20 protein-coding genes, 6 tRNA genes and 1 pseudogene are annotated in these 24,715 nt (G+C 41.3%); 6 read left to right on the plus strand and 21 right to left on the minus strand.

Annotation, left to right across the window (positions count from 1 at the left end):
* Positions 1 to 4: 4 nt before the first annotated feature.
* The 5 genes from PBAT_RS01685 to PBAT_RS01705 form a co-directional block, all read right to left on the minus strand.
* Positions 5 to 1,258 (minus strand): TadA family conjugal transfer-associated ATPase, encoded by a 1,254-nt coding sequence (locus tag PBAT_RS01685; RefSeq protein WP_068646008.1) that lies wholly within the window; start codon positions 1,256 to 1,258, stop codon positions 5 to 7.
* Positions 1,251 to 2,402 (minus strand): AAA family ATPase, encoded by a 1,152-nt coding sequence (locus PBAT_RS01690; protein WP_068646009.1) that lies wholly within the window; start codon positions 2,400 to 2,402, stop codon positions 1,251 to 1,253. The genes PBAT_RS01685 and PBAT_RS01690 overlap by 8 nt, the downstream gene beginning before the upstream one ends.
* Positions 2,403 to 2,623: 221 nt before the next feature.
* Positions 2,624 to 2,887, minus strand: coding sequence for a hypothetical protein (locus PBAT_RS01695; RefSeq protein ID WP_068646010.1), 264 nt, complete (start codon positions 2,885 to 2,887; stop codon positions 2,624 to 2,626).
* Positions 2,888 to 2,906: 19 nt separating this feature from the next.
* The gene (locus PBAT_RS01700; protein ID WP_068646011.1) at positions 2,907 to 3,353 is read right to left on the minus strand and encodes a thiol-disulfide oxidoreductase DCC family protein; all 447 of its coding nucleotides are present in this window, start codon (positions 3,351 to 3,353) and stop codon (positions 2,907 to 2,909) included.
* A gap of 123 nt (positions 3,354 to 3,476) precedes the next feature.
* The gene (locus tag PBAT_RS01705; RefSeq protein ID WP_068582432.1) at positions 3,477 to 3,755 is read right to left on the minus strand and encodes a hypothetical protein; all 279 of its coding nucleotides are present in this window, start codon (positions 3,753 to 3,755) and stop codon (positions 3,477 to 3,479) included.
* A gap of 370 nt (positions 3,756 to 4,125) precedes the next feature.
* Between PBAT_RS01705 and PBAT_RS01710 the strand changes: the two genes are divergently transcribed.
* Positions 4,126 to 4,605 carry a glutathione peroxidase gene (locus PBAT_RS01710; RefSeq protein ID WP_068646012.1) on the plus strand — a complete coding sequence of 160 codons (480 nt, stop codon included), beginning with the start codon at positions 4,126 to 4,128 and terminating at the stop codon, positions 4,603 to 4,605.
* A 98-nt stretch (positions 4,606 to 4,703) separates the two neighbouring features.
* Here PBAT_RS01710 and PBAT_RS01715 read toward each other — a convergent pair.
* Positions 4,704 to 4,785 (minus strand) — tRNA-Leu (locus PBAT_RS01715).
* A 148-nt stretch (positions 4,786 to 4,933) separates the two neighbouring features.
* Complete coding sequence (locus PBAT_RS01720) at positions 4,934 to 5,236, minus strand: helix-turn-helix domain-containing protein (protein WP_420848716.1); 303 nt, start codon at positions 5,234 to 5,236, stop codon at positions 4,934 to 4,936.
* A gap of 223 nt (positions 5,237 to 5,459) precedes the next feature.
* On the opposite strand from PBAT_RS01720, the gene PBAT_RS01725 reads away from it, so the two are divergent.
* The 3 genes from PBAT_RS01725 to PBAT_RS01735 all read left to right on the plus strand — a co-directional run bounded on the left by PBAT_RS01725 (position 5,460) and on the right by PBAT_RS01735 (position 7,862).
* Positions 5,460 to 6,092, plus strand: a complete 633-nt coding sequence (locus PBAT_RS01725; protein ID WP_068646014.1) for a nitrogen regulation protein NR(II) — start codon at positions 5,460 to 5,462, stop codon at positions 6,090 to 6,092.
* A gap of 110 nt (positions 6,093 to 6,202) precedes the next feature.
* Entirely contained in the window at positions 6,203 to 6,649 is a 447-nt protein-coding gene (locus PBAT_RS01730; protein WP_169810071.1) for a MarR family winged helix-turn-helix transcriptional regulator, read from the plus strand.
* A 13-nt stretch (positions 6,650 to 6,662) separates the two neighbouring features.
* Positions 6,663 to 7,862: an MFS transporter gene (locus PBAT_RS01735; RefSeq protein ID WP_068646016.1), complete on the plus strand. Its 1,200-nt coding sequence runs from the start codon at positions 6,663 to 6,665 to the stop codon at positions 7,860 to 7,862.
* Between the two features lie 74 nt (positions 7,863 to 7,936).
* Here the strand turns inward: PBAT_RS01735 and PBAT_RS25735 are convergent.
* The 7 genes and pseudogenes from PBAT_RS25735 to PBAT_RS01775 all read right to left on the minus strand — a co-directional run.
* Positions 7,937 to 8,439 (minus strand): annotated as a pseudogene (locus tag PBAT_RS25735) (SDR family NAD(P)-dependent oxidoreductase); the annotation flags it as partial.
* 193 nt (positions 8,440 to 8,632) lie between these two features.
* A tRNA-Leu gene (locus PBAT_RS01750) sits at positions 8,633 to 8,715 on the minus strand.
* A gap of 7 nt (positions 8,716 to 8,722) precedes the next feature.
* A tRNA-Lys gene (locus tag PBAT_RS01755) sits at positions 8,723 to 8,798 on the minus strand.
* A gap of 54 nt (positions 8,799 to 8,852) precedes the next feature.
* Positions 8,853 to 8,927, minus strand: a tRNA-Glu gene (locus tag PBAT_RS01760).
* 131 nt (positions 8,928 to 9,058) lie between these two features.
* Positions 9,059 to 9,150, minus strand: a tRNA-Ser gene (locus PBAT_RS01765).
* Positions 9,151 to 9,159: 9 nt separating this feature from the next.
* A tRNA-Asn gene (locus PBAT_RS01770) sits at positions 9,160 to 9,235 on the minus strand.
* Positions 9,236 to 9,265: 30 nt separating this feature from the next.
* Positions 9,266 to 9,745, minus strand: a complete 480-nt coding sequence (locus PBAT_RS01775; RefSeq protein WP_149466462.1) for a SprT family protein — start codon at positions 9,743 to 9,745, stop codon at positions 9,266 to 9,268.
* A 194-nt stretch (positions 9,746 to 9,939) separates the two neighbouring features.
* Here PBAT_RS01775 and PBAT_RS01780 point away from each other — a divergent pair, with 194 nt between their 5' ends.
* Together PBAT_RS01780 and cmpA are read left to right on the plus strand one after the other, a co-directional pair.
* Positions 9,940 to 10,290, plus strand: a complete 351-nt coding sequence (locus tag PBAT_RS01780) for a hydrolase/acyltransferase (protein WP_068646020.1) — start codon at positions 9,940 to 9,942, stop codon at positions 10,288 to 10,290.
* 80 nt (positions 10,291 to 10,370) lie between these two features.
* The gene (gene cmpA / locus PBAT_RS25090) at positions 10,371 to 10,502 is read left to right on the plus strand and encodes a cortex morphogenetic protein CmpA (protein WP_149466395.1); all 132 of its coding nucleotides are present in this window, start codon (positions 10,371 to 10,373) and stop codon (positions 10,500 to 10,502) included.
* Positions 10,503 to 10,588: 86 nt separating this feature from the next.
* Here cmpA and PBAT_RS01785 read toward each other — a convergent pair whose 3' ends face one another.
* From PBAT_RS01785 to PBAT_RS01815, 7 genes are all read right to left on the minus strand, one after another.
* The gene (locus PBAT_RS01785; protein WP_149466463.1) at positions 10,589 to 12,763 is read right to left on the minus strand and encodes a Tex family protein; all 2,175 of its coding nucleotides are present in this window, start codon (positions 12,761 to 12,763) and stop codon (positions 10,589 to 10,591) included.
* 251 nt (positions 12,764 to 13,014) lie between these two features.
* Positions 13,015 to 13,365: a type II toxin-antitoxin system PemK/MazF family toxin gene (locus PBAT_RS01790; protein ID WP_068527880.1), complete on the minus strand. Its 351-nt coding sequence runs from the start codon at positions 13,363 to 13,365 to the stop codon at positions 13,015 to 13,017.
* Between the two features lie 3 nt (positions 13,366 to 13,368).
* Positions 13,369 to 13,650, minus strand: a complete 282-nt coding sequence (locus tag PBAT_RS01795) for a CopG family ribbon-helix-helix protein (protein WP_068528371.1) — start codon at positions 13,648 to 13,650, stop codon at positions 13,369 to 13,371.
* A 227-nt stretch (positions 13,651 to 13,877) separates the two neighbouring features.
* Positions 13,878 to 15,059 carry an alanine racemase gene (gene alr / locus PBAT_RS01800; RefSeq protein WP_068646022.1) on the minus strand — a complete coding sequence of 394 codons (1,182 nt, stop codon included), beginning with the start codon at positions 15,057 to 15,059 and terminating at the stop codon, positions 13,878 to 13,880.
* A gap of 208 nt (positions 15,060 to 15,267) precedes the next feature.
* Positions 15,268 to 16,356: an outer membrane lipoprotein-sorting protein gene (locus PBAT_RS01805; protein ID WP_068646023.1), complete on the minus strand. Its 1,089-nt coding sequence runs from the start codon at positions 16,354 to 16,356 to the stop codon at positions 15,268 to 15,270.
* 257 nt (positions 16,357 to 16,613) lie between these two features.
* Positions 16,614 to 22,712 carry an S-layer homology domain-containing protein gene (locus PBAT_RS01810; RefSeq protein ID WP_169810072.1) on the minus strand — a complete coding sequence of 2,033 codons (6,099 nt, stop codon included), beginning with the start codon at positions 22,710 to 22,712 and terminating at the stop codon, positions 16,614 to 16,616.
* A 520-nt stretch (positions 22,713 to 23,232) separates the two neighbouring features.
* Positions 23,233 to 24,636, minus strand: a complete 1,404-nt coding sequence (locus tag PBAT_RS01815) for an NAD-dependent malic enzyme (RefSeq protein WP_068646025.1) — start codon at positions 24,634 to 24,636, stop codon at positions 23,233 to 23,235.
* Between the last annotated feature and the right edge of the window lie 79 nt (positions 24,637 to 24,715).

Below are 24,715 nucleotides of genomic sequence, written 5' to 3' on the forward strand. Positions count from 1 at the left end.
ACTCTCACTCATACTTCACCTCCTCACCCCCCATCACAATTACATCATCAAGACCAGCCATCTTTAACTTTTCTATATGTTGCATGGATTGACCGCAGGGCTCGAGCTCTCCTATGATTCGTCCATCCTTCTCCCCACTCTCCCTAAATCGAAAGAGAGGACTCACGTGTACCTCTCCGCTCTCCATACCCAGCACCTCACTAATTTCTGTAACTCGCCTTGAGCGATCACGTAACCTAGATAGATGAACTAAAATATCGATAGCCGAACTAATCTGCTGACGAACGACAAGAATGGGAAGATTAGCCCCACTGAGTACCATTGTTTCAAGGCGACTAATCATATCCTTTGTGCTGTTGGCATGCCCAGTTGAGAGGGAGCCATCATGTCCCGTATTCATTGCCTGTAGCATGTCTAAAGCCTCACTCCCACGGACCTCCCCGACCACGATTCGATTCGGACGCATACGTAAAGACGATCGAATCAGATCACGAATCGTAACTTCTCCCCTTCCCTCCGTATTAGCATTCCTTGTCTCCAAAGAGACTAGATTAGGGACAGTTACAATCTGGAGTTCTGCTGAATCCTCTATCGTAATCACACGTTCATCTACCGGTATGAACTGAGATAAAGCATTAAGAAACGTTGTCTTCCCCGATCCTGTACCTCCACTGATGAATATGTTGTATTTTCCAACTACCAATTTCTGAAGAAAGCGTGACGTCTCCTCACTTAATGCACCACGCCTCACTAAATCACTCATCGTCATCGGTGACTCTGGAAATTTACGAATCGTCATGGTGGGCCCCTTCAGAGCAATGGGTGGTAGAACAATATTGACACGCGATCCGTCTTTCAACCTCGCATCCACAATTGGTGATGACTCATTAACTACACGGTTTACGCCTGCCACAATAGTCTGAATAATGTCTTCTAAGCGGTTCTGTGACTCGAACTGTTGCGTGATACGTTTTACCTCTCCCTCTTGTTCTATGAATATGTCTTGATGGCTGTTAATCATAATTTCCGTAATGGACGGATTATCTACTAAGGGCTGTAGAACATCTAATCCACGGAAAGAGTCATATATACGACGAATGAGTGTACGTTTCTCCATTGCTGTTAAATCCTGTAATTCTCCTCGCTCAAATACCGTTCTTTCGATATATTTAATTAGCTCAGCATCATCCACAGAAGATGTCACGTCTAGACCCGATCTAATACTACTTCGAATCATCTTGAACATTTCTTCATCCATGTGGCGCTCCCCCGACACCAGAAGGTAAGATATCTCCTACTAAGTCTCTACATAGATTCAGAATATCTCTTTGAAAGATCGGTGAACTCAAAAGTATCTCCTCATGACATACCTGCTTCCACGAAGGGATATATGGTAAGACACCATCAATTTGTTCAATATGGATCGGGAGTGTATTCGTTAAACTTCCAACATAACGATTCAATATAAATCGACTCTTTTGCATCATGTCATTGAATAAAGAGGGGTTACTTCTCTCTATAAAAGAAAGCCATTGTCCGCTCTTGTACATACTGATCACATCATCAAGCAGCATCCATACTAGACTCTCACAAGACTCCATGACAGCTTCGCACCGTTCTCCTGCTCCTGTATCTGTATCCACGATCAGGACATCATATTGTCCGCTCTTTGCTAATAACTGCATGAGTTGACAGACATCGTCCTTACTCATCTGAAGCCATTCCTTAATGTTAGTTAGTGGCTCGAATATATCCGCCTTTATTGCTTCATGTGAAACTACATAAGATGAAATAGAAATAGATGAGTAATCTTTCAATTCTTGTGCAGCCTTCAATTCGTATAGCAGACGAGAAAGCCCTTGCCCACTTTCTCTACTTCTAATCTGCCTTGGAAAGACAGCACTACTATTCATTGTCTCCAAATTAAGATAGAACACCGATAAGCCAGAAGCCCCTAACTGCTTCGCCATATTTAATGCCGTTGTCGTCTTTCCACTCCCTCCAACGGCAGATAACATTCCAATCATTGCTGTCTCTCCCAAAGTTCGAGAGGATGCTAGCCTTGCCTGACTTACAGTCAGATCGAGAATAGCATCAATCAATTGCGAAAGAGGTTGATATTTCGCAAGAACAGGACCCTTCAAAGAACTCTGTCCCATGTCATCTAGGACAATCCATGTTACTGTCTGATCTCCTTGATTCAACCAAGGGTCTAGAAATACCCTTTCCGCTACTACGACTTCTGGTCTTTCATTTCCGTTCATATACTGTAGAAATTTGTTTACCTCAGTAAATGCGATGACTCTCATTTTCTCACCATACTCACTACCATGGACATACCGAAGTAAAGGCTCTATATATTCACTTTCCTCTACCGCTAGCACTACTCTTACAGGAATCACAAATCTCCCTCCTTCCAAATACAAAAAAAAGCACCGTTCAACAGCCGCAATCATGCGGTTGTTAAACGGTGCTTCCGTTTACGATCTATTAATTTACTGATAGAATATCACAGTTTATTCCAGCCAGCAAGAACATTTTAATATCTTCATTACTTCACCATAATTCATTCCATCATCGGTGCTCCATTAATAGATACATCTCTGCACACATTTCATTCACATTATAAGGGTAACATATCTTCGGAATTCACTTTGGATTTACATGCCTTACATACACCTACCACAGTCCCATTGGCACTTGCATAGAAAGTGATTTTATTAATTTTTTTACAATAGGTACATTTCTGCATCATTTGCATATTATTCTTCGCCTTCTCAAACTGAATGACATTCCGACTCGATTTCCGAGCCTTTAGAGTCCTTACCCACAAAATCAGTCCACCGATAATCAAGAGCGCAACGATAACTAACCCGATATATTTCACTGAACAGACTCTCCCCACTTTATTCTAGAAATCTTTCCTTAAGCTCCGGTGACGGTAACATGCATTGATCCGACTTTCCGAACCACCGATAGCGGTTGAGAGCTACGTAATGGTATATCGCATCCCTTATAGCTCTCGGAACGATAATGAGACCATATACAAGCGGCCATGGAAATTTCAAGTGTCTAGAAATACGTAAAGCTGCTGTTGATTTCGTATAATAATTCCCATCTTGAATTAAGACAATCGTATTTATTACATCTGTAGGCAATCCACCTTCAGCTAACAAGGTCTGTCCCGTATGCGACTGTAAGGAGGCAAAGTGAAATTTCCCGCCATGATCATGTCGGACAATAAACTTGGTGGCACCTTGACATAGATTACAAATACCATCAATGAGTACAATGGATGAAGGACACGTTATTGAAGAACCGTTCTTAATCGTATCCTGATTGCTTTCTTCCATGCTTATCCCCGCCTCTCATCATTTCTCATTTGACCTCATTATCATACCACGAGACAAACCATCTTTCTTATAACAAAGAAAAAAGCGCAGGATAATTTCCCACGCTTTCTTACTATCCAAACATTACTTAGCAATAGCCTTTTCAAGCCATTCGTTATCAATGATCTGCTGCTGTAGAACGCCACCAAAGTTCTCCATACATTTGCAAATGAAGTCTTTGCGACATATAGGACAAGGTGTTTTTAACAGCCTGCTGATGTTGGTCATTTTCCATTCTGGATAACGGTTATAAAACGTGCGGCACTGTGTTCCGTCTGCCAAATAGATGATGAATTCATACAATCCATCTTTCTCATTGTTACTGGCTTCTTCCACGTTCGAAATTATTGGTCTGTACGACATCAGTATCACCCATTTTATATTAAATTTGCTAACAAAATCTAAAGAATGCTCATCCAACAAGTACTTAGACATTTTAATGAATTTTCAACTTGATGTCAATTTATTATACCACTACTATGATCCGAATGAGTAGTTCTTGCCAAGTTCATATGAAAACAACCATTTTTCTGACGACTTAAGAAGTTTCCACAGCCTGCAAAGAAGTTTGTATTAACACAATATAATTATATATTAATATTTCTTTATGATAAAATAACAGGGTATGGTGTACGCTCGCTTCGATCCATTTCGCTTTTATTTGTTTTTCCGTACATTTAATGAATAAGGTATTAAGAGTTAATACTTAAAAAAATGTTAGGAGATGAATACCATGAGTATATACAATTATCAAGTGAATACCATCCGTGGAGAACAGGTCTCTTTATCAGATTATCAAGGAAAAGTACTTCTTATCGTCAATACGGCAAGCAAATGCGGGTTTACCCCTCAATACACGGGACTGCAAGAACTCTACGAGAAATTTAAAGATCATAATTTCGAAATTTTAGGGTTCCCTAGCAATCAATTTAAAGAACAAGAGCCAGGATCTAGCGAGGATATTGAGCAATTTTGCCAAATAAATCATGGCGTAACCTTCCCATTATTCGAAAAAATAGATGTTAAGGGCAATACTGCCCATCCATTATTTCAATACTTATCGAAACAAGCTCCAGGTGTTCTTGGTTCTACAGCAGTGAAGTGGAACTTCACTAAATTTCTGGTCGACAGTGACGGCAAAGTCATCCAACGTTTTGCTCCGGCGACTACGCCTGATAAACTCGAACATATCATTGATGATCTATTGAAGTAAATGACAACTCTCCATCCGAAGTTTCTTACAACAAAAAAACCCACTTCAAATCTGAAGTAGGTTTTTTTGTGATCCTAAAGGTAAAGAGACTTACTCGATGCGGTCGGCGGGATTTGAACCCGCACACCCAATGGGCACTACCCCCTCAAGGTAGCGTGTCTGCCGTTCCACCACGACCGCTTATAATAAAAAGAATCATCTTTTAGCAATACAATATATTTTACATGTATGACCACTAAAAGTAAAGAACGGTACACTATGGAGCTGAAAACAGGTACCTTCACGTTCATGATGAGTACCCGTTTTTAAAGCATATAAGCTAAGCAAGTTATTCTAATTGACGGTTTCGTCTGTAATCTGTAAATTTAATGTATTCCTTTATAAAATCAATTTCTCGTTTGCTTAATTTAAATGTTTCAGGTTGTAGCGTATCTATTATATATTGTTCTCGCTCTTCCTTTAACAATTCATTCTTCGATTCTTTACCCAAGATGAGCCAATCTAAGCTAGTATTGAAATAAGCGCCAATCTCAACTAATTTATTCGTACTTGGTGTGGACTTCCCTCTCTTCCAATCACCCAAATTCCCAGTACTGATTCCTAACTCTTCGCAAAACAACTTCTTAGTCATCCTTTTGTTCTTAATTAGGTATTCAATTCTCTCGTAAATAGTCTTCAACTTATGACCGCCTTCCAATGTTGCAAATAAAATTAAAAATGACGTATATAAGTAAAACCTCTTGAACTCTGACGTAACAAACGTATATAATAATCGTTAGTTTCTCATTGAATTATATCACATAATTTCCACCTATTTGTAATATTTCATTCATTTTGCAGGGAGAGAGTAACTTATGCCTAATTTGACCTCCACATTTCATAACGAAGTCATTCATTCATTGCAGCATAGCATTGCAGTCCTAGATTGTGATGGTTATGTGATTGCTGTAAATCCAGCTTGGGGTTTAATGTCTACGTCAAATAACGTCCCTTCAAATTTTCAATGGATTGGTATTAATTTTTTTCAAATTTGTGAATCTCCTTTTCGTACAGAGAATAGAGAGATAAGCACTTTGTTAATGAATTCTTTTCAATCCATTTTGCATGGACAGTTACAATCATTTTCTCATGATTTTAGCTTGATGGTAGGTCATAAGACGCAATGGTTCATGTTAGATGTATCTCCACTTGTAGCCTTTGGGATGAATTCTATTAAGGGGGCTATTCTATCTCTAACGAATATTAGTTCAAGAAAACAATTAGAACATGATTTACAGGAATCTCTTTCGCAAATTCGAACCCTTCGAGGACTTATACCGATCTGCGCTGTCTGCAAACGAATCAAAGATGAAGAGCTATGGAATGCCATTGAACAATTTTTGGAGAAACATACTTATGCTGAGTTCACACATGATATTTGCCCAGATTGTATACGTAGTCTATACCCTAAATATTCTTCTGTGTTGGATCGCCCAACCGAATCATAATCCAAGACCAAGTAAACACTAGGTTTGAATTACTTTATATCGTGATTGACAATTTTAGTTGTCCTACATATAATTGTTATGACAACTATATGACTAAGGAAGTGTTTATTTTGCTTAGATTTTCTTCCCCCGAACAGGCTATTGGATATAGATATACCCCTGTATTCCGTAAAATAAGCACCTTATTTGCACATCAACTCAGACCTTATGACATTACTCCTGAGCAACGATCCGTACTCTATCAGTTATATCTTGAAGAGGGCATTAACCAGAAAGAACTCGCATTACGTACCGATAAAGATCAACCTACCGTAACTCGAATCTTAGATGTCCTAGATAAGAAACAACTCATTATTAGACGCACGGACCCTGCAGATCGCAGGGCGTTTTTGATCTGTGCAACAGATTCTGCTAAGAAACTTATTCAGGATACGATTCCCCTCGAGTTAGCTTTGAATGAGCTGTTAGTATCCGGAGTCACAGATGAACAGCTCCAGTTATTAGAGCAAATCATGCAACAAATCCAACATAATATCGATAAAATATATCAAGATTAGGAGTATTGAAAGCATGAAAAACATTCAAGAGAAACTCTGGACCCGAGACTTCATCATGCTCAGCTTTTGTAACTTGCTATTATTTTTAAATCTACAAATGATATTATCTCCAATGTCTGCCTATGTTAAAAACCATTTCGGTGCAAATGATCTGACTGTTAGTCTGTTCACAACTGTTTTTGCGCTATCTGCCATTGCTTCACGATTGTTCTCTGCCAAAGCATTAGAAAAAGGAAAAAGAAACACCATCCTTTTCACAGGACTTATTCTCATCATACTCGCTACCTTCGGATATTTATGGAGTGGGACATTAGCATTATTACTAACTATGCGTGTTGTATTTGGAATCGGCTTCGGAATGGGAAGTACAACCTTGCCAACGATGGCATCCGGCGTAATATCCGTCAGACGATTAGGTGAAGGTTTAGGTTATTTCGGTTTATCAACGAGTATCGCCTTGTCTCTGGGTCCCGTCATCGGGAGCTTTTTATTAGATCAACAAGGTTTCACCACATTAGTATATGCAACCTTGGGTATTTCTCTGCTGATACTGCCCTTAATCTATCCCTTAAGTAAAAAAGTAAAGGTGCCATCTATACCAACTAAAGATCTATCAATAGCAACGAAACAACCAGGTTTCAACAAAAGTCTACTTTTACCAAGTTTACTTAACATGTTGATGTCTATCACATATGGCGGGTTATTAAGCTTTTTAATTCTTTTCGGAAAAGAAGCTCATCTCGCGAATGTATCGTTATTCTTCTTATTTAATGTTATTTCCGTTATTATCATCCGTCCGATATCAGGTAAACTTTATGACCGTAAAGGCCATGTCGTTCTTCTCATACCAGCCGCTCTATTTCTAATTGCCGGATTAATTTTACTTTCTTATTCAACGACTACCGGTTTCTTAAGCATTGCAGCATTATGTTATGGTGTGGGTTTCGGTACCGCACAACCTACACTTCAATCTTGGATGATTCAATCTGTATCCCCACAACAACAAGGCATGGCCAATAGTATGTATTTCAATTCACTTGATCTCGGGGTGGCCATAGGCGCTCTCCTTCTAGGACAAATCGCTTCCCACTCCAATTATGCTATGATGTACCGCTATTCATCTATATTCCTTGTATTATTCATTGTAATCTATGCTATTTATATGATGAAGCAATTCAAGACTAATGCATCACGAAAACAATCTTTAGGATGATTTCAGATCTAACGCCCTTGTAACCATCGAAAGACGGTTTCAAAGGCGTTTTTTTCAACCATATCCAACTAACTCTATCCTTCTTTCGACAGCACTTCAGCATAGTAGTCACCCCAGTGCGGTTGTGTTCCATCCTTATCCTGATATCCATACTCTTCTACAAGGCCCCATGTACTAAATGCTTTTCCAGATTTCCTCATAATTTCAGGATCTGCAGCCAGTGATGCTACCGCACGACCAATGTAACATGGTGTTTCTGAAGCTATAAAATGAGGATCTTTACGTGCACCCTCTTGCCAGTTCTCCTCCATCACACCAAAGTACTCAAGCATAGCTTCCGAACGTAGAAATCCAGGTGAAAGCGCAAGTGCACTGACATTTGAATCAGACAAGTCTGCACCCATTGCATTAGCCAGATGAATCACGGAGGTTTTAGCCAGGCTGTAATAAAGATTGCCGCGGTAATCGTAGTTACACCGTCTGTTATTTCTATAATTAGTCCGCTCCTCCTCTTCTGCATCAGTGGTGCCCCATAATAGCTCGTAATCATATGCGAAAAAACAGCACGTTGCTGCAATGCCTCTACCTGCTCCCCGAGTAGCTCCAGCCACAAAGCGACCTTCCCTTGTAAATCCGGCACTTAATGTTCCCTCCACTCCAACAATTCTGTTGGTCAAAAGTGTAGTTTAAACTTGCATATTGAAGCAAGAATGTGCAGACAACAAAAAATAATCCCTACCGTAGTAAGGATTACTTAAATGAAACTATAATGCGGGCGAGAGGATTTGAACCTCCACGGGGTTACCCCCACTACCCCCTCAAGGTAGCGTGTCTGCCGTTCCACCACGTCCGCGTAATAATGGTGAGCCATGAAGGATTCGAACCTTCGACACCCTGATTAAAAGTCAGGTGCTCTACCAACTGAGCTAATGGCTCTCGGTGACTTCACAATGATGTGTGCCATAAGTGAGGAAAAAATTAAGATTAAAATGGTGACCCGTAGGGGAATCGAACCCCTGTTACCTCCGTGAAAGGGAGGTGTCTTAACCGCTTGACCAACGGGCCATAATGAATGACTTCTTGTGACGACAAAAATGATTATAACAAAAATATAATACCATGACAAGCATTTTTTTATAAAAAAAAGAACCCGTTAGGTTCATTGGTTAAACACTAATCAAATCAGCTAATAAAAATGGCGGAGAGAGTGGGATTCGAACCCACGCACCGCTTACGCAGTCTAACCCCTTAGCAGAGGGTCCCCTTATAGCCACTTGGGTATCTCTCCAAATAATAATGGCTCCCCGAACAGGGCTCGAACCTGTGACAACTCGATTAACAGTCGAGTGCTCTACCAACTGAGCTATCAGGGAACAATAAACATGAATACAAACATTAATATATCATCCTGATGAATTCGAGTCAAGTTCATATATTCGCAGCTTACCGCTACATTTTCCACAACGGTAGCGCTTGGGGTCCACCTTCCGCTTACGAAGATACGCCATTCCGCATTGACTACAAGTCAGCTTATACCGGTAAGGCTGAGGCTTTCTGGCTTTAGTTCCAGGTAGAGACTGACAGAATCTACTCCCCCCTACTTGCTTCAAAAGCTGTTTGAATTCTTGATCACGATGTCGGTATCCTCTACCTCTCAGATGGAGGTGATAGTGACACAATTCATGTTTTATAATTTTTTCTACTTCTTCATTGCCGAAGTTATCCAGTTGATGCGGATTAATCTCTATATTGTGCCCTTTCAGGAAATACCGCCCTCCTGTAGAAGACAATCGACCATTAAACATGGCACGATGTTGAAACGGGACTCCGAAACTATCCATAGAAATCTTCTCTACCCATGCCTGTAGTTCCTCATTCGTCATATTTTCTTTCATAGATTCGGTACGTTTCCTTTCGAATGGTCATATAGAAACAACAATTTGAGGGTTAGCATAACTTTAGTTCAATCCATATACTTGAATTTTAACTTCATCATACGCTACACTGTCAAGTATAGCGATTGAGAGAAAAGATAGTATAGCATTTATTTATTTTATAAGGAGGATTCCAACAAGATATGGCAAAGATGAGATACGTTATTCTACAGCAACAACAGGAACTTCAGTTTGTAGAAATGCCTGCAGACTACGCTTACCAGTTAAGTGCCCTTAATTTACGCCTCAATAAAGAGATCAGTAAACTGACAGCCCTTGAAATCCCAACCTTGCCACTGGCTATCGCTGAATGCGATACTTTAGATCTTTTACAAGAACAATATTCGATACAAAATGGACTACATTACATCAATGAATTAGAACAATCCTTTTCATCCATTGATGAGAAAAGCTATCCAATTATATCACTACTCACGGAAATCCGCGCTCTACAAGCTCAACTAGAGCAATGGTACGAAGAAGAATTCGAATAGATAACATGTAGACCTGCACAAATTGGGCTTCTCCTCCATATGTTAAACATACAGATGGAATGCAAGAGGAGGAGATACCCTTGCCGCAATGGCTAAGCAATCAATTAATGCGTGCTTTCATTAAAAGAGATCGTCGCCAAATTAAACTGCTTAATGAGTGCTGGTTTTTCTACCACAATGCTCCTGATGATAACAGTAGTCGGTCTTCATAAGTGACATCATACTTATATGTACATGAAAAAAAGCTTCGCCATCCTTATAGGGAGGCGAAGCTTTTTCTTGCCTAGTGATCCGTTGATTAAACCTGATCCTTCCTAGGGTTCCTCATCGTAAGTCCAACACGGCCCTTTTTCTCATCTATATTGAGTACCCATACCGTCACATTATCACCAACAGAGACGATATCCATAGGGTGCTTAACATAACCATTACTTAATTGTGAGATGTGTACTAATCCATCATTTTTGATTCCGATATCCACGAAGGCTCCGAAGTCAATAACATTACGTACAGTACCTTGCATCTCCATACCCGGTGCTAAGTCTTCCATCTTCAACACATCTGTTCGGAAGATAGGCAGAGGCAGCTCCTCACGAGGATCGCGTCCAGGACGCTGTAAGCTTTCCAATATATCACGTAATGTTGGTACACCAACATCTAGTTTGGTTGCTAGAATCTCAACATCTTGTTGTTCCAGGATGTGACTAAGTTCTTGGCTTCCCAACTTCTCTAACCCCACATTTAATTCACGGAAAATACGATCTACAACGGAATAGGACTCTGGATGGATCGGAGTGCTATCAAGCAGATCCTTTCCTTCCGAAATTCTCATAAATCCAATACATTGCTCGTACGTTTTTGCTCCTAAGCGTGGAACCTTTTGCAGTTGTTTACGAGTTAGGAACTTACCATTCTCTTCCCGATACTTAACGATATTCTTGGCAGTTGTCGCATTCACTCCTGCTACATAAGACAATAGCGACGGTGAAGCCGTATTTACATCAACACCAACATGGTTAACTGCTGATTCAACAACTGCCTTGAGGCTCTCTTCCAAATGTTTCGGACTCACATCATGCTGATATTGACCGACACCGATGGCTTTGGGATCAATCTTAACTAACTCAGCTAATGGGTCCTGAATACGACGAGCAATGGAAACTGCACTCCGCTCAGCAACATCCAGATCAGGGAATTCTGCTGCCGCTAACTTAGAAGCAGAATACACACTTGCACCTGCTTCATTGACGATTAGATATGCAAGTTCTTTGTCGTTCAGATCACTAATGATTTCAGCAACGAATTGTTCAGTCTCTCTAGAAGCCGTTCCATTCCCAATAACAATCAATTGGATCTTATACTTAGAGATCAATTCTTGGAATTTCTCGGTTGCTTCCCGCTTCTTATTATGTGGTGGCGTTGGATAGGTAACTGCTACTTCTAGAAGTTTACCTGTATCATCCACTACCGCAAGCTTACAGCCTGTACGGAAGGCAGGATCTACACCCAACACACAACGACCTTTCACTGGCGGTTGTAAGAGCAAGCTACGTAAGTTGCCTGAGAAAATAGAAATCGCTTGATTCTCACCCTTTTCCGTCAGTTCTGCACGAATCTCCCGCTCAATAGATGGTGCGATTAGACGTTTGTATGCATCTTCAACAACGGATTGCAGTACTTTTTTCACAACAGAATCGCCCTTGATTACTTGATTACCCATGTAGGAATGGATGGATTCAGCTGGTACGTCGAGACCCACTTTAAGAATGTTCTCTCTTTCACCACGATTAATAGCAAGAATGCGGTGAGGAGGCATCTTCTTAGCTAATTCTTTGTAACTATAGTAGTTCTCGTATACAGACTCTTGTTCTTTATCCTTTGCCTCGGAATCCAACAATCCATGATCCATCGTATATCGGCGTACCCAAGCACGGATCACAGCTTCATCTGCAATGTTCTCAGCAAGGATATCCATTGCGCCTTGGATCGCATCCTCAGGTGAATCCACACCTTGTTCAGCATCTACATATGACGTTGCCTCACTGGTTAAATCTCCTTGCTTAGGCTGATCCCATATCCAACTCGCCAAAGGCTCCAAACCTTTTTCCTTCGCCATACTTGCGCGAGTTTTGCGCTTTTGCCGATATGGACGATACAGATCTTCCACTTCTTGCAATTTGACTGCTTGTACAATAGACGCCTTTAATTCAACTGTAAGTTTTCCTTGCTCATTTATAATTCGAATGACTTCCCGCTTACGTTCTTCTAAATTCCGCAAGTAGCCTACGCGTTCTTCGATATCCCTTAATTGATTCTCATCGAGTTCTCCCGTCATTTCTTTACGATAACGAGCAATGAATGGTATGGTATTCCCCTCATCCAATAAACCTACTGTTGTACGAACTTGCTTCAAAGAGATGTTCAATTCTTTAGCGGTCTGTTTAACAATACGTTCTTGTTCTTCCGCTTTCATCTCGGCTTCATCTATCTCTACAACTGCTTCTTGTTCTGACAATGATATCCCTCTTTCCAACTTAGCTATAGAACCCTATTATCACAAACTTTCGAGTAGATTTCCACCCTACCCACTTTAGGCACCTTGAACTGAAGCAGATCTCAACCTCTTCTTTTGTCTATAATAATTCATTACTTACCAGACATCAGGAAAGGCGCACCCTTAGGTCCGCCTTATTTCCCGCTATAATATAAACCGAAGATAATCCTTTAAAAATCAATTAAGCTTAAAGAGATTAGCAGAGCTTCATCTACCTTCTTCATGGTTTCCTCATCAAGATGTGTAATTTTATCTGTTAGTCTTTGTTTGTCAATCGTCCGAACTTGCTCCAGTAAAATGACGGAATCCCTGTCAAATCCATGAGAGATTGCATCAATCTCTACATGGGTAGGAAGCTTTGCCTTTTGAATTTGCGCGGTAATCGCTGCTACGATTACCGTAGGACTGAAACGATTACCAATGTCATTCTGAATGATCAAAACAGGCCTTACCCCTCCCTGTTCAGATCCTACAACAGGTGAAAGGTCCGCGAAAAATACATCACCGCGTTTTACAATCAATGTTCACACCCCGCTTACTGAGCGGCCTAAAGTGCTGTCCGCATCTTCCTCTGCGTGGAAAGCCTCAGACGCCATGGTCAAGTTAATCTTTGCCATTTCCATGTAGCCACGTTGCATGGACTCACGGATGTATCTCTTCTTCCGTTCCGTCAAATACAGTTTCATGGCTTGCCTTATGAGTTCACTACGATTGGAATTCTCCAGCGCGACGATCCCGTCCACTTCCTGCAAAAGATGATCTGGTAAACTGATCATTATTCTCTTCGTGTTCTGCAAATTAGCCACCTTCTCTTCCACCCCCACAACACCTTATCACCTGAGCACCAGTATAGCTTAATTCAAGGAAATTTATACAAAGGAATATATATGCTAATCGTATATCATGTATGCTACATTCCATTATAAACTACAATCAGCATTTACGTAAGACATACTCTTACTTTCAAAAGACAACAATTGAGATCTTATCTTACGATCCTTTGTCCTTATTAAAAGCCAATTGGTGATCATACCTAAAGCATTAAGGGGTTGACTACGTGTTGAAGGACTCCACCTTGAATATAGTGGCGCGGAATCCTTGCGGCTAACATACAGATCACTTCGTAATGGATGGTACCTAGCTTGGATGCCAACTCATCTGCAGTAATACAATCGCCAGACTGTTGGCCGATGAGAACAACCTCTTCACCCACTTGAATTTCTTTTGCCTCTTCAGCAAAAGATTGCATTGATACCATACACTGGTCCATGCAGATTGTTCCGACGATAGGAATGCGGCGTCCGCGTATCAGTACTTCTGCCTTGCCACTCAACCTACGAGAATATCCATCAGCATAACCGATCGGAAGAGTCCCAATAACTTCATCATCTTCCGTCACATATTTGCTACCGTAACTAATTCCCGCATGTGGAGGAAGCGTCTTTACATATACCGTTTGCGTCTTTAGCGTCAATACCGGGATCAATGCAATCTTTTGAGCATTCACTTCATCTGACGGATAGAGTCCGTACAAGCTGATGCCTATACGCACCATATTATGAGATATAAGTGGCATGTCGATTGCAGTCGCACTGTTTCCCGTATGTATAATAGGGATATGATACCCCTTCTCTCCTAGTGCATCAGCAACGCATAGAAACCGTCGGTACTGCTCCAGTGTATAACTTTTATCTTCTTCATCTGCCTTGGCGTAATGAGTAAACATCCCTTCAACTTCAATACCTGTGGTCGAGAAAGCCTTTTCTATAAAAGATTGCGCTTCATCAGGGAATAGTCCAAGTCGTCCCATTCCACTGTCGATCTTGATGTGTACTTTTAGAGGTTTAACAGTACTTTGAACCGGTAATTGACTCATGGCATCAAGTACTTCCTGAGTAAATAATGTTACCGTAATATCATTCTCCCAAGCGACCTGGATAGCTTCAGGAGGCGTATACCCCAGAATCAAAATTGGGAGCTGTATACCTGCTCGACGAAGCTCTAATGCTTCATCTAAGAAAGCAACACTCAGATAATTAGCACCCACTTTCTCCATCACTTGAGCCACTTTCACCGCGCCATGTCCATATGCATTGGCCTTTACACAAGCTAATATCATCATATCTTGTGGTAATGCCGAGCGGAAAACATGATAATTTGCAATGAGATGGTCCAAATTAATCTCCGCTATTGTTGGTCGATAGTTTACTAGCAATTCCAGTCACCTTCTCTGAAGTTTGAGCAATCATCTTTAGATGTTTGTATTAAACTAATGGTAATGTTCTGGAAGGCGTCTGTCAATTGTCCTTAAGCTATCTGGTACCGTCGTTTATCCACATACGCCATAACCTATAAAGAAAAGACGGATGTCCTTAATTGTAGAGGGAAAGTACCCCAACAATACGGACATCCGTCTACAACTATTATTTACCCGTTTGTTCGGATAAAGACTCTGCGATTTTTCTCATTTCAATATCTGGAAGATTAGCACTCGTAATTCGGAATTCAATTCCATCATCCATCCACGTTAATGTCTTCTGTTCATCCCCAGTCAATAGTCCCACCGTAAACCCTAGATCGATCACTTCACCTGGTGCAATGGATACCGCACGATCAAGTGGCCGTGCTTCCATTACTGTGTATTGATACGTTCCGTCATATCGTAATACTACGGCATGATCTTTACTATTAGCTATTTGAGTTATACCATTCTTCACAACACCCTCAGGAATATAGTTTGGTTCGATAACACCGAAGCTACCTAATTCCTTCTTAACCGGTTCAGGTTGCGTTCCTTCGGACAAGACTGGTTCGATTGCATTACCAGACTCATCTACTTCTGTAATCGTTCCAAGCGAATCACCCATAGCTGTCATGTTACGTTGCATATCGAATGAATCTTTTTCGAATTTGGCATTGAATTCAAATTCATTAAATTTCACTTCAACAACAACATTAGCTTCGGAATCCGATACCTGTACCTGCTTCGGTGCATAACTGTCTTTATTCAGCCAAATCTTTTGCCGAACAAGAGATTGACTGTGATAATTCGCTGCAACATCAAATACATAACTTTCCTTGTCATCTACGAATTGGCGGGTGTTGTCCGTGAGGATACCTCTGGCCAGTGTCTGAAATAAATACACTTGCCCTTGATTCTCTGGCCAATCACTTTGGAATCTAAAGCTTTTGTTCAGACTTGGTGTAAGAACGAATACCCCATCATCATTACGTAGAACGACTTGCGTAATATTCTTCTGAGCATTCTTCAAGCTAATCCGATAAAACGAAGGATTCTGATACCATACTTCCACATCATACTGCTGTGGCTTCTCACCTGTGTACAACGTCATGTTACCTTTACCTTTGTACGAACCATCCTTGCTTTGTAACTTGTCGACCACGTTGTTCAGGTCTTTAACGACGGAAGCAGCATCCTTCTTTCCACCGCAACCTGCCAACACGACGGTAACGCATAACACCATAGCAAGCACCCACGATATCCGGCGCATGACATCATCCCCTTTATCCACATGTATTGAATTGATTAGTACATGTTTATGAGGGACTTGGTCACATTATGCAGACTAGCATGACAAGCTTGAAAAATCGCTCGTTAATGTTCTTGTGACAGACGATAGAACCGCGTGTGAATGACCTCTCTCGTGTAAGCCAATAGATGCTTAGTGAAAAGTCTACGTTTTCTGAACAAAAAGAGGCTTAGTGAGAATATCCCACCAAGCTTCTCTAGCACACTAAATTATACGAGTTACTTGTTCAATAATATGAATAGCATTTTCGCAATTTCAGCGCGAGTTACACTACCTTGTGGATCAAATTTATTGTTCCCTTTTCCATTCATCAGTCCGGATTCTTTCACTTGAGATACGGCCTCCTTGGCCCACACAGACACATGGCTCATATCAGCAAATGCTGGAATAGAAGATCCTCCACTTGCTTGTTTCTTATACTCTGACATTTTCATCAAAATCGCTGCGGCTTCCTCACGACTGATCGTATCCTTTGGACGGAATTTCCCGCTAGTTCCTTGGATCAGCCCCAATTTAGCCGCTTGCGCTACAGCGTCTGCATAATAAGCATTCGTAGGTACATCCGAGAATGAATGTTCTACGGCCTTCGTATCCAGTCCCAATGCACGTACAGCCAATGTAACAAAGTCGGCTCTCTTTACGTTCAGCTTAGGACTATAGTGATTCTCATCCGTACCGTTGATGATATGTTTCGCTGTGAGCTTGCCGATATAATCAGCTGCCCAACTTCCTGATACATCTGCAAACTCCTTGTGGTACTCCAGTACTGCAAATGATGAGAAATGATTCGTAGTAAAGGTAACCGTGTTGCCACTAAAGATGCCCCCCTTGTATTCGGGCTTCGTACCGTTTAAGTAATATACTCCCGCATAGTCAGTATTCAGCGGATATTGTATTCCATTAGGCCAAGTTCTCTCAACCGTAACTGGACCTGTTAATTCATGTATTTGCGTCTCCGTTTGTCCCATGATTGTAACCATGCTGAGCGTGTATACCAGACCCGATATTGTATATTTCTTGTTACTACCAATAGACTGGGTAATGGAGTTCTGCATGGAAGTATTCATCGTCGTATCCATCCGAAGTACAAGTAGATCCGCATCATTTAGATGTTCCGGTAGTGAAGCTGCAGACAGTGTCACAGTCAATTCTGGTGCAACAATTATGATGGTTAGGTTGTTGTTCTTCGCTTTTTGAACGCTGGCGGAGGGTAGATGAATTACAGGTACTATTCCTTGACCAAGCTTATTATTCAGCGTAATCACAATTTTACCATTCACTGCACCTGTAATAGCCTTATCTAGAACAGCATCTTCTACTTTATAAATTCCGTCCGCCGCTGGATTAATGGTAATTTCCCCTTGAGCTATCGGTGGCACGGGTGTAGGAGTTGTCCCGGCTCCCTGATTAGGCGATCCGTTATTACCACCCGTATTACTTCCCCCGCCAGGAACTTCTGGATGTACGACTTCGTCAGCTGCTCCGGTATAGAAGCCCCAAATATCTGAGAGCGTACTTCCACTGTTCTGATCTTCAGCCTTTGTATACCACTGCTGGTAACTGTTCGGGCTTAAGTTCATCAAGTTCACGGAAGTCTGAGCACCACTCCTCACTTTCGTATTCGAACCGATTAGTTCATCGGTATAGACCTTCACGCTAATATAATCAGTCGCAACACGTTTGGTCTTCGGTTGTAAATCTAGATCTAACGTAAATTCGTCTTTATTCGGATTCGTAAGTGGATCATAGAAATTATAGTCGTCCAAATGCGGTGAGTATGTCTTGATATGAAGCTTATTATTCTTCATGTCGAACTGCATCAGACGGATATATCCAAGTCCGCCTTCCGGTGCTCCTTGGTAATCAGCAAGCATCTGGAATACTTTACGATCAGCTACGCCGTCACCGTTATCATCCAGCTCGTCCACTTTCAACTGAGCATCGTGATAATGTCCCGACAATGTAGCAAAAACATTCTTATTCGGTTTAACTACTTTTTCAAAAATTTTATCGGCAATGGGTGCCCTGTTATTCGATACCAGCATATATTCATGCAGACTGAGAATCGCTTTACGTTCCGGATATTTAGCAACAACCTCATTCATCCAGTCGATTTCCTTGTCCCCAAGTCCCCAGCCCATGTAGACGATAATAAAATCATTTCCGTTAGATGACACTAAATCATAGTGTCCACGGTTGTTTTCATAGGAACCTGCAAATGTTAAATTGTTCTTAAAACGATCTTCACCGAAATACTGTTGGAACTTCGTATAGTCATTATCCTGATGACCTACATCATGATTACCTGCCAGAACGCCGTAAGGAATCTGAGCATCTTCAAGTACCTTCATATCCTTACTAGCTTCATCCCATTGATAATCCTGATAGGATTTATCTACAACGTCCCCTGTGTGAATAACATATTTGATATTCATCTTTTCTTTTTGATCAACAACCCAGTTCACAATCTTCTCATAAATCTTCGGATAGCTTTGGGAATAGTATTGAGTATCAGACATCCATACGAAAGAGAAATCATAAGGATCCTGTGTTTCCGGTGTTGGTTTATTAGTAACTGCCGGGGTACCCGCTTGTACGGCAATCTCATCTTGCACCATAACCTGAATGATCTGAGCGTTTGCATACTCTCCTGCTTTCACGACTGCATTTAATTCAAAATCTTCTGTACCTGCAATAGTATGGTCAAGCTGTATCCATTTGTTCGGTGAAATGCTCCATGCATACAGACTGACTTTGCGACCTTCTAGGGATTTACCCTTCCAGTTGATCTCCACTACATCCGATTGCTTCACGGATGAGTCTAACTTCACTTCAAAACGCTGATATGGGAATTTCTCCACGGAATCATTAATAAGATACTCCCCATCTACTGCGCTAATCTTCTTATAGTCATCAGGGCTAAGTGCCTTTTCACCAGACGGAACCATTTCCTTCGGCGGTTCAGTCACCGATGCATTGATGTAACCCGTAAATCCTTCTGCGCGGTTGCCGTCATATTTAAATCCTTTGTAGAATAAAACATCCAATAAATCACCCGTCGGATCCTGTACCTTCACTGTAAGTTTAGCGTTGCTACCAACATTGTTTTGTCCATGTGTTGGACTAATCAGCTGAGGTGCTAGCGGATTCTCATCTGGTACGTTAAAGTTCACATTTACTTTCGCAATGTTCCCTACTTTATCCGTTGCATTGATTAACAATTTATGCGTTCCACCAACCATCTGACCGGATGAAGTTGTGTAAGGAAGTTCAATAATCTTATCGTCAAGTTTCACTTCAACCGTATCTACACCTGCAAAGGCATCTTCAATGATTGCATCCAGTGTCATAGCACCACGATATTCTTTGCCTTCTTCAACCGATGGCTTAATGGAAGGTGCGGTATTGTCCACGATTACTTTAGAAGTAACTTCATGTGAGCCACTCGACACAGATATCTCATGCGGGCCATCCGCAACCGTCGTTGTATCCCATGAATAGGCTTTGGAATTCACCTGATTCGCATTTAAGTCGAATCTGAAACCGATCGATTCAGACTTGCCCACTGAATCTCCCATTTTGATCTGCTTGTCCCGTTCAGCATAGGCCGCATCCCAAATTTCAGTGCCATCCGCGAGTAAGAGTCTTACATTCTTAATCTCGAAATCATCCTTATTCTCTTCTGGACGCTTATCGAATGGTGATGACTTGGAACCTGCCCGAACGTAAATCACATTATCATTACCGACCTTAAGACGATCTGCACTGATCGGGAAAGAGAGAGTCGTGTAGGAAGTAATCGGATCCATAAACGTGTATAGAATCGTCTTATCTTCCTGGTCCGATGGTCCCATCGTTACAGCATTTTTGAAGTAATAATCAACATTGGTCGCATCGAAAACAAAATAAGCATCATTCTCAAGTTCGGAGAACAAGTTCGCCTCCGGTAGCGACTTACCATCAAGGTTCAGCTTCAACGCATCGTTACCTGCGATTTGAGCTGTTCCTTTAATCGTATGCTTACCTTTAACAAGGTCATTGTCCTTCACATTAAGTCGAAGTGCTGACCGATCCGGTCCGCCTGTAATAGACACTCTTACAACATCCGACGTCGTCTCATTCATGCCATCGGAAACAACGAAATAATAGTCAATGTAATCTCTACCGATCAGATCTGCAGAAGATATCTTATGGTGATACATCGTATCATTGAAGTCTTCTGACAGATTATGCCTAACATACTCCACTTGTTTGTCAGAACGAATATAGACTCCGACCGATGTCACTGCACGGTTATCCTTGGCATCTGCTTTTAGTTCTAAGCTATTTGCCTGATTAATCGCTTGTACACCTGTCAGATCCTGCACTGTTGGAGCTATATTATCTATCTCCACATGAACGGGTTCAGCTGGAACCTGAGTAGCTATGATCGTCCCTGGTGTAGGTGCTAAAGTACCTGAGCTCGTCTTAAGCATAACGGTACTTCCATTTATCGGATAAGCGTACACAAGCGCTTTATCTTCCTTCGTCTCGTCGCCTTTACCACCTTCATATACTGTATCCGCATCGTAATAAGCTGCAGATATTTCTTTACCTGTATTCGTTTTAATTACGATCGCACGTCTGCCGGAATTGGCCATTCCATCACTCTGAATCGTGAATAACGTTTGATCTGCTATAAGGCTAGTATTGTGAAATTGGTTAAAACCCTCTGTTGTATACGAGGAATTCACACTGTTTTTAATCCATAACACAACGGATTGCTTAGAAGGAATTACAAAACTCTCCTTTGTGGATGGCCATACTACATCACTAGCTATACCTTTGTCTGGATAGCGATAATAAAGTTTATAATTGTTGAAATTAACCGATTGATCCGTATTGTTATATACCTCAACAAACTCATAAGCATCCGAGGAAGTAGTAGGTACGTTGATCGTATTCGGTACAAGTTCCGTAATCAACAATACGGGTGTCTTAGTCGAGTCAAAGACAGGCATGTTTACTTGTGAGGAATAAGCCCTCTCTGTGGTCTGTACTTGTATTCTATAGTCAAGGCTTGCTTCTGTAAGTACAGATGCAGGAATCGTCGCTGTATAGTCTCCTGTATTTTTCGTATCTACCATCGTTGCTGATGTATATCTGGTCTGCGATGGTGTTTTGTACAGAAGCAGCACAGGGCTCTTCGACCCTTCAGCATTCATACCTGGATTCACAACCTGAGCGATAATCTCAAGGTCCTTAACATCCACTGATGCAGCAGGTATATGTGTAATTACTGCCTTATTGTTATCTTCAACTATAACGGGTATGAGCTGTTCAGGATCTATCGCTCCAGGTGTTGCCGGTAGTTGACCTGAATTACTCATAACAACCATGTTCGTACTTCCAATAGCAGGATGCTTGAAGAATATGCCCTGATTTAATTTAACATGTGCTGCCTCATAGGCTGCAGTAACAATCGGATTTCCTTTAATGTCCTTAATTACCAGTGTTCTGGAGCTAGTATTAGCCATGCCGGTTCCACCAAGAATGCGGAACAAATTCTTCCCTTCTTCGAGTGAAGATCCAGCATAATTTTGATTAAAACTCTCTATTTTTTCCCCATTATTACTTCCGTTCATAATCCAGAACACAACCGGAGTATGAGCTGGAATGATCATGTCTTTGTCAATCACAGGAGTCCACGTGTCCTTACCATTGTAAAAGAAAGTATAATTCTTAAAGTCCAGATCATGTTCCGTATTGTTGTAGACTTCTACGTACTCGTAACCATCTGCACTTATTCCTGGAAGATTGCTTGTATCTGGAACCATCTCAGTAATCAGCAGTGACGGAATTTGCGGTACAGCAACATTTAGTAGATTATCTTGATTGACTTGATTAGCCTCGATGATTACCGAATATGTAGTAGATAGAATAGGCTTGGATTCTTCATCTAGAGCGGTAATCGAATAATTCAATTCATTACCGAATATCTCTGCACCTGGGATGGTGGCTGTATAGGTATCTGCCTGTGTTCCTTCCGGCATTAGTGGAATCGACATCTCATCTTTACCATCAATTGAATACTGTATATGGCCAGTCCACGGCTGTGTATCACCGTTAATAACAACTGTTACCGTTAGATCCTGAAGTTCTGAAATCATATTTGCAGGGGTATGTCCTATTTGTAGTTCTTGGAGTTTACCTTCTTGCGGATCTTGTGCTGGGGCTAATACTTCATTCTTCGTATCAGCACCGGTTGTAACGGGTATAATAATGGGCTCTACTACATCTGTTCCTGCGGCAAAACTAACAGGTGTCAAAGTACTCAATATCATGCTGCTTAACATTAGTATAGATACGCTTCGTTTTACCTTATTTATCCTGATCAATGTAACTGACATCTCCCTCTGAATATGTGTTTATAGGTTGTGTACTACCTAATTGTAGGAGAGTTTTGTTTGGTGAATATCATTCTATTGTTAATGGATAGTTAACATTGCTAAATATCATCTAAATGATTGGTGGATTCTTTACTCTGTATGCCAACATAGCCACTCCTGAAACAATGATGGCGCCCGTGGGGTCTAAAAGCCATCTCTAATCCATTGACAATAAGAAGCGTTAATAGTGGTTTGAACACTTCGGTTAATCGGTTATACTCCTTCACTCGGAAACTGCACTAAGAATAATAACTTTATTTGAATCTGAATCGGCAGGAAACATCGTAGCTTTAGCCACTGAATACAAATATCCCTCTAGCTAGGCCAGAGGGCTGAATACTCATTTCATAATATGATATTTATTCGTAATTCTTCATCATTTCAACGATCAGTGAACCCTTCTCCTATTTTATCTGAAATCAGGTGGAGTACGCCGTGCTACCCCCGTCAAAATAGCTGCTTCAATAATGGCTTTGCGCACTGCTGGCACGACCTGATCATTGAATATACTTGGGATGATATATTGTTCGTTCAGTTCATTATTCGAAACAACGGATGCGATTGCGCGTGCAGCTGCTAATTTCATAGGCTCGTTGATTCGTGTGGCACGGCAATCCAGTGCCCCTCTGAATAACCCAGGAAATACGAGCACATTGTTAATCTGATTCGGATAATCACTTCGTCCAGTTGCCAAAACAGCTACATGCGCAAGCGCCTCTTCAGGATTTATTTCAGGCTCTGGATTAGCCAAAGCAAATACAATGGATTGCTCGTTCATTAACTGAATATCATCTCCGTTCAATAAACCTCCACGTGATACTCCGATAAATACATCTGCTCCACGAATGAGTTCTTTTAATGACCCAGACTCCTTCTCAACTTGCGGTTGTTCTGCAAGCCACTGCCACATCGGATGTTCATACTTTCCACCATGGATAATAGCACCTTCCTTGTCAACAGGCACAAGACGCGTAACACCTGCATCCAACAGCATTTTACAAATAGATACGCCTGCCGCTCCAATCCCGTTAACAACGATACGAACATGATTTATCCGTTTATTTACAATCTTTAGCGCATTTAAGAGTCCTGCGATCACCACCACTGCGGTCCCATGTTGATCATCATGGAAGATCGGTATATCGAGCTCTTCGGTCAACCTTTGCTCAATTTCAAAACAACGAGGTGAGCTAATATCTTCAAGGTTAATGCCACCAAATATAGGGCTGACCGCTTTAATAGTACGGATAATTTCTTCAGTATCTCTCGTATCTAGACACAGTGGAAATGCATCTACACCCGCTAATTGTTTGAATAACATGGCCTTCCCTTCCATGACAGGGGCTGCTGCATAGGGACCAATATCGCCAAGTCCAAGTACAGCTGTTCCATCTGAAATCACGGCGACTGTATTCCGTTTGATAGTTAACGAATATGCTTTACTCGGATTCTCATGAATAGCCTTACACACTTTAGCTACACCTGGTGTGTATACCTGTGACAAATCCTCACGATTCCTGATCGGGAGTGTTGGTTGAATAACGATTTTCCCTCCCAAATGAACGAGAAAGGTACGGTCGGATACGTTAATCACCTTAATACCACTAAGATTTTTTAACGACTCAACAATTAAAGGTTCACTATGGTCGCCTCCATCTACCGTTATGTCTCGAATCGATGTTTCCTTACCCGGACGGATGACGTCAATCGATGTAATATCTCCACCGGCTTTACTTACTGCGGCGGCTACATCTCCGAAGCTCACTTTGGCATGATCTAATTCCAACCTTACAATAATACTTGTTTGGGCCATATGGAACTCCACCTCCGCTATATTTGTAAGCGTATTCATAAACTTTTAAATATTCTTTCATTATACTCACAATATACAA

Origin of the sequence: Paenibacillus antarcticus (assembly GCF_001637225.1) — a bacterium.
In the GTDB taxonomy this organism is placed as follows: domain Bacteria; phylum Bacillota; class Bacilli; order Paenibacillales; family Paenibacillaceae; genus Paenibacillus_AQ; species Paenibacillus_AQ antarcticus.

Excerpts from the sequence above, each read along its gene's own strand:
- PBAT_RS01685 (WP_068646008.1), bottom strand. The coding sequence starts at position 1,258 with ATGGATGAAGAAATGTTCAAGATGATTCGAAGTAGTATTAGATCGGGT.
- PBAT_RS01700 (WP_068646011.1), bottom strand. The coding sequence starts at position 3,353 with ATGGAAGAAAGCAATCAGGATACGATTAAGAACGGTTCTTCAATAACG.
- PBAT_RS01705 (WP_068582432.1), bottom strand. The coding sequence starts at position 3,755 with ATGTCGTACAGACCAATAATTTCGAACGTGGAAGAAGCCAGTAACAAT.
- PBAT_RS01710 (WP_068646012.1), top strand. The coding sequence starts at position 4,126 with ATGAGTATATACAATTATCAAGTGAATACCATCCGTGGAGAACAGGTC.
- PBAT_RS01720 (WP_420848716.1), bottom strand. The coding sequence starts at position 5,236 with ATGACTAAGAAGTTGTTTTGCGAAGAGTTAGGAATCAGTACTGGGAAT.
- PBAT_RS01725 (WP_068646014.1), top strand. The coding sequence starts at position 5,460 with ATGCCTAATTTGACCTCCACATTTCATAACGAAGTCATTCATTCATTG.
- PBAT_RS01735 (WP_068646016.1), top strand. The coding sequence starts at position 6,663 with ATGAAAAACATTCAAGAGAAACTCTGGACCCGAGACTTCATCATGCTC.
- PBAT_RS01775 (WP_149466462.1), bottom strand. The coding sequence starts at position 9,745 with ATGACGAATGAGGAACTACAGGCATGGGTAGAGAAGATTTCTATGGAT.
- PBAT_RS01780 (WP_068646020.1), top strand. The coding sequence starts at position 9,940 with ATGGCAAAGATGAGATACGTTATTCTACAGCAACAACAGGAACTTCAG.
- PBAT_RS01785 (WP_149466463.1), bottom strand. The coding sequence starts at position 12,763 with ATGAAAGCGGAAGAACAAGAACGTATTGTTAAACAGACCGCTAAAGAA.
- PBAT_RS01805 (WP_068646023.1), bottom strand. The coding sequence starts at position 16,356 with ATGCGCCGGATATCGTGGGTGCTTGCTATGGTGTTATGCGTTACCGTC.
- PBAT_RS01815 (WP_068646025.1), bottom strand. The coding sequence starts at position 24,636 with ATGGCCCAAACAAGTATTATTGTAAGGTTGGAATTAGATCATGCCAAA.